At 72.3% G+C, this 7,915-nt stretch carries 8 protein-coding genes and 1 tRNA gene; 4 read left to right on the top strand and 5 right to left on the bottom strand.

All coding sequences use genetic code 11. The annotated features are described in order from the left end of the window. Positions 1–10: 10 nt before the first annotated feature. Complete coding sequence (locus tag VNS22_RS21205) at positions 11–964, bottom strand: ring-cleaving dioxygenase (protein ID WP_325736001.1); 954 nt, start codon at positions 962–964, stop codon at positions 11–13. Positions 965–1,181: 217 nt separating this feature from the next. On the opposite strand from VNS22_RS21205, the gene VNS22_RS21210 reads away from it, so the two are divergent. After that, positions 1,182–2,264: an ABC transporter ATP-binding protein gene (locus VNS22_RS21210; protein WP_325736003.1), complete on the top strand. Its 1,083-nt coding sequence runs from the start codon at positions 1,182–1,184 to the stop codon at positions 2,262–2,264. Then, positions 2,261–3,352: a PotD/PotF family extracellular solute-binding protein gene (locus VNS22_RS21215; protein ID WP_325736005.1), complete on the top strand. Its 1,092-nt coding sequence runs from the start codon at positions 2,261–2,263 to the stop codon at positions 3,350–3,352. Before VNS22_RS21210 ends, VNS22_RS21215 begins: the two co-directional genes overlap by 4 nt. 161 nt (positions 3,353–3,513) lie before the next feature. Here the strand turns inward: VNS22_RS21215 and VNS22_RS21220 are convergent. From VNS22_RS21220 to VNS22_RS21235, 4 genes are all read right to left on the bottom strand, one after another. Then, positions 3,514–3,587 (bottom strand) — tRNA-Gln (locus VNS22_RS21220). Positions 3,588–3,607: 20 nt separating this feature from the next. Next, complete coding sequence (locus tag VNS22_RS21225) at positions 3,608–4,870, bottom strand: CCA tRNA nucleotidyltransferase (protein ID WP_325736007.1); 1,263 nt, start codon at positions 4,868–4,870, stop codon at positions 3,608–3,610. After that, entirely contained in the window at positions 4,867–5,502 is a 636-nt protein-coding gene (locus tag VNS22_RS21230; RefSeq protein WP_325736015.1) for a CoA pyrophosphatase, read from the bottom strand. Before VNS22_RS21230 ends, VNS22_RS21225 begins: the two co-directional genes overlap by 4 nt. 5 nt (positions 5,503–5,507) lie before the next feature. After that, a complete protein-coding gene (locus VNS22_RS21235) occupies positions 5,508–6,047 on the bottom strand; it encodes a DUF1285 domain-containing protein (protein WP_414653408.1) in 540 nt (179 codons plus the stop codon). Between the two features lie 217 nt (positions 6,048–6,264). On the opposite strand from VNS22_RS21235, the gene VNS22_RS21240 reads away from it, so the two are divergent. Continuing rightward, complete coding sequence (locus tag VNS22_RS21240; RefSeq protein ID WP_325736011.1) at positions 6,265–7,266, top strand: MoxR family ATPase; 1,002 nt, start codon at positions 6,265–6,267, stop codon at positions 7,264–7,266. Further along, positions 7,256–7,915 (top strand): DUF58 domain-containing protein (locus VNS22_RS21245; RefSeq protein ID WP_325736013.1); only part of this gene is annotated, 660 nt, incomplete at its 3' end. The genes VNS22_RS21240 and VNS22_RS21245, both read left to right, overlap by 11 nt.

Below are 7,915 nucleotides of genomic sequence, written 5' to 3' on the forward strand. Positions count from 1 at the left end.
GCATGCCCCTTCAGAGCGGCTTCAGCCCCGCCTCGATCTCCCGGCGGCGCGGCTCCAGGAAGGGTGGCAGCGCCAGGGTTTCGCCCAGGCGGTCGGGTGGCTCGTCGGTGGCAAAGCCCGGCCCGTCCGTGGCGATCTCGACCAGGATGCCGTTCGGCTCGCGGAGATAGAGCGAGCGGAAATAGTAGCGGTCGACCGGGCCGCTGGAGGGCACGCCCATCCGGCGCAGGCGCTCGGCCCAGGCTTCGTAGTCGGCGTCGGGGGTGCGGAACGCGATGTGGTGGACGCTGCCGGCGCCCTGGGCAGCCGGGCGCAGATGGGGCTCCAGGCGGACATGCAGCTCGCCCTCGGGGCCGGCATCGGGCGTGCTGAACACTTCCGTCTGGACCGGCGGCCCGTCCACGGTGGCCGGGCCGCGATAGCCGCGCCGGTGGACCAGGCCCAGCACCTCGGTAAGCACCCGTTCGCTGGGCCGCAGATCCGGCACGCTCATCACGAGCGGACCCAGACCGCGGATCTGATACGGCATCGGCACCGGGCTCGCCTGCCAGGGATGCGAGTCACCCGCACCGCCATCGTCCACCAGGCACAGGCGCTGGCCCTCGGGATCCTCGAAGTCGAGCACGGCCCGGCCGTCGCGCTCCTCGACCACCCCGTGCGCCACACCCGCCCGGGCGAACCGGTCCCGCCACCATGCCAGCGCGTCGCTGCCGGCGACCCGCAGGCCGGTGCGCACGAGGTCATGGCTGCCGGGCACGCGCGGCCCGACCGGCCAGTCGAAGAAGGTGAGGTCGGTGCCCGGGGCGGCGATCCCGTCGGCATAGAACAGGTGATAGGCGCGCACGTCATCCTGGTTGACCGTCTTCTTGACCAGCCGCATGCCGAGCAGGCCGGTGTAAAAGTGAAGGTTGCCGGGCGCATCGGCGGTGATCGCGGTGACGTGGTGGATGCCGGCGAGACGCATGGCCACTCCCGTTCGGGCGCTGGTCGCCCTGCCGGTCCTGGCAGGGCGCCGGCCTTCCTTTGCCAGTTAGGGTGCGGCCGCCGCCAGGCAAGCCGCCCGCTCCCTTGCCCGGCCCGTTGCCCACCCCTTGCATGGCCGTGCGCAGGCGGTAGAGCTTGCGCGCACCCTTCACCGAGCGGCCAAGGAGGCCGGCAAGCTGACGCCTTCTCCCGAGGTCATGGTCCGCGTGGCGGGCGTGACCAAGCGCTATGGCCATGCGGTCGCCTGCGAGGACGTCTCGTTCGAGCTGGAGCGCGGCCGCTTTCTCACCGTGCTGGGACCATCCGGCTCCGGCAAGACCACCATCCTGCGCGCGATCGCGGGCTTCCTCACCCCCGACCAGGGCCGGATCGAGGTGCACGGCATCCCGGTGGAGGCGCTGCCCCCCTACCGGCGCAAGGTCGGGATGGTGTTCCAGAAGCTGGCGCTGTTCCCGCACCTGACCGCGGCGGGGAACGTGGCCTACCCCTTGCACATGCGCCACATCCCCAAGGCGGAGATCCGGCCGAGGGTCGAGCGCTACCTGGAGCTGGTGCAGCTGGGCGGGCTGGGCGAGCGGCGGATCCAGGAATTGTCGGGCGGCCAGCAGCAGCGGGTCGCAATCGCGCGGGCGCTGGTGTTCGAGCCCGACCTGCTCCTGCTTGACGAGCCGCTGGCAGCACTGGACCGCAAGCTGCGCGAGGAGATGCAGCTGGAGTTCCGGCGCATCCAGCAGGAGCTGGGCGTGACCACGATCAACGTCACCCACGACCAGCGCGAGGCGCTGGTGATGTCCGACCGGATCCTGGTGATGGCGAACGGGCGGGTGCGCCAGGACGCCCCGCCGGAGATCACCTATGGCCGGCCGGCGGACCGGTTCGTCGCGGGCTTCCTGGGGCTCACCAACTTCCTGCCCGGCAGCTTCCTGGGCCTGGACGCGGACGGCCGGGCGCGGGTGCAGGTCGGCGATACCGAGCTGCTGGCCTGCGCCCCTGCGACGGCGCTGAGCCCGGGCGCGCCGGTCGACCTCGCGATCCGTGCCGAGCGGATCCGGCTGGGCAGCGCGCCCGGCCATCAGGCGGTGCTGGAGGAAGTGATCTTCGAGGGCGACCGGCGGGTGCTGGGCGTGCGCCTGCCGGCCCTGGCCGACCTGCACTTGCAATTGTTCGACACGGGCGGGCCGGGGGGCCCGCTCCCGCCGTCAGGCGGGACGGTGACGGTCGGCTGGTCACCCGACGACCTGCTGCCGTTTCCCGGAGCTTCGAGAGGAGGGAATCAATGAACCAATTCAGGATCGGCCGCAGGATGGCCCTGGCCGGCACCGGTGCCCTGCTCGGCACCGCCATGCTGGCGAGGCCGAGCCTTGCGCAGGACGCGCCGGACAAGCCGGCCGAGCTGATCGTGCGCGCCTGGGGCGGGGTCTGGGTGGATTCGCTGGACAAGGGGGTGAGCCAGCCCTTCACCGAAGCCACCGGCATCCGCGTGCGCCACGACCTCACCGAGGACAACGAGATCCAGCCCAAGATCTGGCAGGCGGCAGCACAGGGCCGAGTCCCGCCGATCCACGTCAACTGGGACACGACCGTGAACGCCACCAAGTCGGCGCTGCGCGGCGTGACCGAGGACCTGTCGGACCTGCCGAACCTCGCCACCGCCTTCGACGGTGCGCGGCCGAAGGGGCTGGAGGGCGTGCCGATCGTCAACACCTACTCCTATGTCTATGTGCTGGCCTATGCCGACGAGGCCTTCCCGGACGGCCCGCCGGACAGCTGGCAGGTGATGACCGACCCGAAGTTCAAGGGCCGGATCGCGCTCTATGACGACGGGATCGGCTTCCACTTCCCCGCCCAGGTCGCCGGCGGCGGCAAGGTCGAGGACATCCCGGGGAACATGCAGCCGGCCTGGGACTTCATGGAGAAGGTGAAGCAGAACGAGCCGCTGCTGGGTGAGGATCCGGACTTCACCACCTGGTTCCAGAACGGCGAGATCGACCTCGCCTGCACCATCATCAGCAATGCCCGCGAGGCCAAGAAGAACGGCATCCCGGTAAGCTGGACGGTGCCCAAGGAAGGCGCGAAGGTCGACACGGACGGGCTGTGGGTGCCCAAGGGCCTGCCCGAGAACGAGCTCTACTGGGCTAGGCAGTACGTGAACTTCGCCCTGTCGAAGGACGCGCAGCAGGTCTGGTGCGACGGGCTGGGCCTGCCGGGCATGGTGCCGGGCCTGACCCCGCCCGCCGACCTGGCCGGCGACCCGGCCTATCCGACCACGCCTGAGGACTTCGCGCGGCTGATCTCGATCCCGACCAGGGTGCAGGTCGAGAACGAGAGCGAGTGGTTCGCCAGGTTCAAGGACATCATGCAGGGCTGAGCCGGCAGCCTCGCCGGCGCGGTCGCGGCCATGCCGCGGGCGCGCCGGAGCCGGCATTCCGGCAGACGCCGACGAATCCAGCCGCAATGATTCTCACCTGCCAGTGTCGTGGCAGCTGATGATCGACCGGTAATGCTGGGAAGCTGGCCGGGCCGGAGAGTTGGCTGGGGGACCTGGATTCGAACCAGGATTAACCGGGTCAGAGCCGGTCGTTCTACCGTTGAACTATCCCCCAACGGCCGTGCGAGCGGGTGATTAGGGGTCTGGCGGAGGTTCGTCAAGCCGGTAACGTGCGGAGAGTTCGGCAAGACATGCCTGCCGGTCCGGCCGCATGTCCCGGTCCAGCCACCAGGCCTCGACCGCGCGCAGGAGCGTGCCGACCTTGGGCCCCGGCCGCATCCCGAGCGCCAGTGCGTCGCGCCCGCCGATCGGGAACTCCGGACGGGCCCAGGCGCGGGCGAGCGCCAGCGACGCCCTCACCGCCTCCGGGCCCAGCCCCCGTGCCGCTGCGGCCAGCAGGAACCGGTCCCGCCAGGCTTCGGTGCCGCCTTCCCGGTACCACCGGCGCTGGAGGTCCGCCGGCGCCTCGTCCAGCGGCGGCGCCGCCTCGCCCAGGGCAGCCTCCAGCCGGCGGCTCTCGGCAGACGACAGGCGCAGTTGCAAGGCGAGCCGCTCGCCCCGCCCCGGTACCGGCCACGGCTCGTGGAACAGGGCCGCCAGGCGCAGGAGCGGGTCGGCATCGGGGGCAAGGCGCAGGAGCGGCGCCAGCCGGCCGGCCTCGGCATCCTCCATGGCGAGCGCCGCCAGGATGCCGCCGTCCGCCATCGCCTGGAGGCTGGCCAGGACGTTCTGGCCGGCCAGCAGCTTCAGCAGTTCCTTGGCGACCCGCTCGGCGCTCAGGCTCTGGAGGAGTGCCGCATGCCGGATGCAGGCGGCGAGGCCTGAGGGATCGGGTGCCGCGCCGCCGAACCGGGCGAAGAAGCGGAAGAAGCGCAGGATGCGCAGATGGTCCTCCAGGATCCGCCGCTCCGGCTCGCCTACGAAGCGTACGCGCCGGGCCCGCAGGTCGGCGAGACCGCCCAACGGGTCGACCAGCTCACCGTCCGGGCGGGCGTAGAGGGCGTTGATCGTGAAGTCGCGACGGCCGGCGTCCTCGGCGAGGCTGCCGCCGAACGCAACCACCGCATGGCGGCCATCGGTGGCGACGTCCCGGCGCAGCGTCGTGACCTCGAACGGCCGGCCCTCTGCCACCACCGTGACCGTGCCGTGCTCGATGCCGGTGGGGATGGCCTTCAGCCTGGCCGCCGTCGCTGAGGCTGCGACCCGTTCGGGCAGCAGGTCGGTAGTGAGGTCGATGTCGAGCGCGGCATCGTGCCGGCCTGGTGCCAGCAGGCTGTCGCGCACGCAGCCGCCCACGAACCAGCACTGGCCGCCGCCTTCGGTCAGCGCCGCCACCACCAGGCGGGTGCTCGTCCAGCCGAGCCAGGGAGCATCGAGCCGCATGGGCAGACTGCTCATGGCCGCCAACGCAGGAGCTGCACGAAGTTGACGATGATCCCGGCCGTGGCGCCCCAGACGTGCCGGCCGTTCCAGGGCAGCGTCCAGTAGGTGCGCAGCCGACCGTCGCGCATCCGCTGCTCGCGATGGTGGTTGGCGAGGTTGACCGCGAACTCCAGCGGCATCTCGAACACGTCGGCCACCTCGAACGGGTCGGGGATCCACGCGGCGCTGGGCCGGATCCAGCCGACCACCGGATGGATGCGGAACCCGGTCACCGTGTCGTAGGGTTCGAGCTCGCCCAGCACCTCCACATCGTCCGGCCGCAGCCCGATCTCCTCCTCCGCCTCGCGCAGCGCGGTGGCAGCCGGGTCGGGATCGCTCGATTCCATCCGTCCGCCCGGGAAGCTCACCTGGCCGGCATGATGGCGCAGATGCGCGGTGCGGGTGGTGAGCAGGAGGAACGGCCCGCCCGGCCGCTCGACCAGGCCCACCAGCACGGCTGCCGGTCGCGGCAGGCCTGGTGGGCGCAGCTCCTCGAACCCTTCGTCGCCACGGTTCAGGCTCTCCGCCAGGCGCTGGGGCACGGGCCGGACCCGCTCCAGCCGGGCGCGCAGCAAGGCCGGGTCACGCCAGGCTGCCGCCAGCTCCACCTCCTTCAAGCCGTGTCTCCATCGGCCGCCAGGGACGAGAGGTCGTGGCGATGGCCGCCGGCCCACAGGCCCACCGGCCCGTCCGGCCCGCTGTCCTCGATGGCCAGCTCCAGGAGCTGGTACCAGACCGGCCGGGCCAGCGCCGCCTCCAGGCCACCGTCGAGCTGAACGTAGAGGCGCGGCCCGCCATCGGGCCCCTGCCCGCTGCGCAGCCCGTGCTCGGGGCCGAGCTCGACCCAGCGGTCCAGGTTGGTGCGCAGCCGGACCCGCCGCGCCTGCCCCTCGCCCGTCACCTCCGCCTCGACCGCCAGGAACGGCGCGTCGGCGACCTCGACCCGGCCGCGCTCGACCGGCGTCACCAGCCAGTAGCTGCCGTCCGGCTCGCGCCTCAGCACCGAGGCGAACAGCCGGACCAGTGGCTGCCGGTCGATCCGCGAGCCGTGGTAATGCCAGCTCCCGTCCGCCTCGATCCGCAGGTCGAGATTGCCGCAGTCGATCATCGGCCTGGTAGCGCCGCCTCCCGGCCCGCCCTCGCTCAAGTCCACTCTCCTGTCCCGCTCCTGGCCACCCTGCGGCCGAACCATCCTGCCGCGTTGCGCGTCGAGGTGGAAACGCCGATCCTGTGGTCATATGTGTGTTGGGTGCAGGTGGTCGAGCAAGACCGGCCGCTCCCGCACGGCCGGCACCGGTCCTGCTGCCCGCGCCGCCGGGCCGCTCCGGGATGCCAGGCCTTCGTTTCGCGATCTTGCCGATGGAGGGCGGATGAGCGTTGCCAACGAGCCGGTCGCAGAGGTGGCGGTTCAGGCCGTCGAGGCGGCGGTGGACGGTCTGGCCAGGGTCAAGGACGCCGTGGCCATGGTGGTCTACGGCCAGGAGCGGGTGGTCGAGGAATCGCTGGTCACCCTCCTGGCGGGCGGGCACGGCCTCCTGGTGGGCGTGCCGGGCCTGGCCAAGACCCGGCTGGTGGAGACGCTGGGTGTCGTGCTGGGGCTCAGCCAGAAGCGGGTCCAGTTCACGCCCGACCTGATGCCGTCCGACGTGCTGGGCTCCGAGGTGCTGGACGAGGCCCCGGACGGGCGGCGCGCCTTCCGCTTCATCCGCGGGCCGGTATTCGCCCAGCTACTCATGGCCGACGAGATCAATCGCGCCAGCCCGCGCACCCAGGCGGCCCTGCTGCAGGCCATGCAGGAGCGCAAGGTGACGGTGGCCGGCGAGGACCACGACCTGCCGCGCCCGTTCCACGTGCTGGCGACCCAGAACCCGGTCGAGCAGGAGGGCACCTATCCCCTGCCCGAGGCCCAGCTCGACCGCTTCCTCCTGCAGATCGACGTGGACTATCCGAGCGAGGCCGCCGAGCGGCGGATGGTGCTGGTGACCACCGGCGGCACCGAGGCGACGGCACCCGTCATCGCCGACCCGCGCCTGCTCGACCAGTGGCAGCGCCTGGTGCGGCGCCTGCCGATCGGCGATCAGGTGGTGGACGCGATCCTGAAGCTGGTGCGAGCCGCCAGGCCCGGCAGCGGTGCCCTGCCCGACCTCGACCGGCTGCTCGCCTGGGGCGCCGGCCCGCGCGCCAGCCAGGCCCTCGCACTGGCGGTGCGGGCCAAGGCGCTGCTGGACGGCCGGATCGCCCCCTCGCTGGACGACGTCCGCGCACTCGCCCGGCCGGTGATGCGCCACCGGATCGCCCCCAGCTTCGCCGCCCGCGCGGAAGGGATCGACGCCGACGAGCTGATCCGCCGCCTGCTCGCCCATGCGCTCTGAGCCGCAGCGCGATCCGCTGGGCCAGCGCGCCGAGGCGGCGGGCCTCGCCGCCCGCCTGCCGGCCCTCCAGCTCGAGGCCAGGCGGATCGCGGCGGGCGTGGTGCAGGGTGTCCATGGCCGGCGCCGGGCCGGTCCGGGCGAGACCTTCTGGCAGTTCCGGCCCTACCAGCCGGGGGACCCGGCGCAGCGGATCGACTGGCGCCAGTCGGCGCGCGGCAGCCGCCTGTTCGTGCGCGAGCGCGAATGGGAGGCGGCGCAGGCCGCCTGGCTGTGGTGCGACCGCAGCCCGTCCATGACCTTCCGCTCCAGCCACGCCGTGCCGCGCAAGCTGGAGCGTGCCGCGGTGCTGATGATCGCCTTAAGCGACCTGCTGGTCGATGGCGGCGAGCGGGTCGGCGTGCTCGGGCACGACGAACGCGCGGTGGTCGGCAAGACTGTCGCCAGCCGGATCCTGCGCTCGCTCGGCTCCAGCGAGCCCCTTGCCCAGGACGCCCACCTGCCGGCCACCCGCATTCCCGCCCACGCCCGGGCCGTGCTGTTCGGCGATTTCCTCCACCACCCGGAGCTCCTGCGTGACTGGCTGCGGCCGCACGTGGCCAATGGCGTGCGCGGCGTGCTGGTCCAGGTGGTCGACCCGGCCGAGGAGACC

The organism is Geminicoccus sp., from assembly GCF_035556675.1.
Classification (GTDB): Bacteria; Pseudomonadota; Alphaproteobacteria; order Geminicoccales; family Geminicoccaceae; genus Geminicoccus.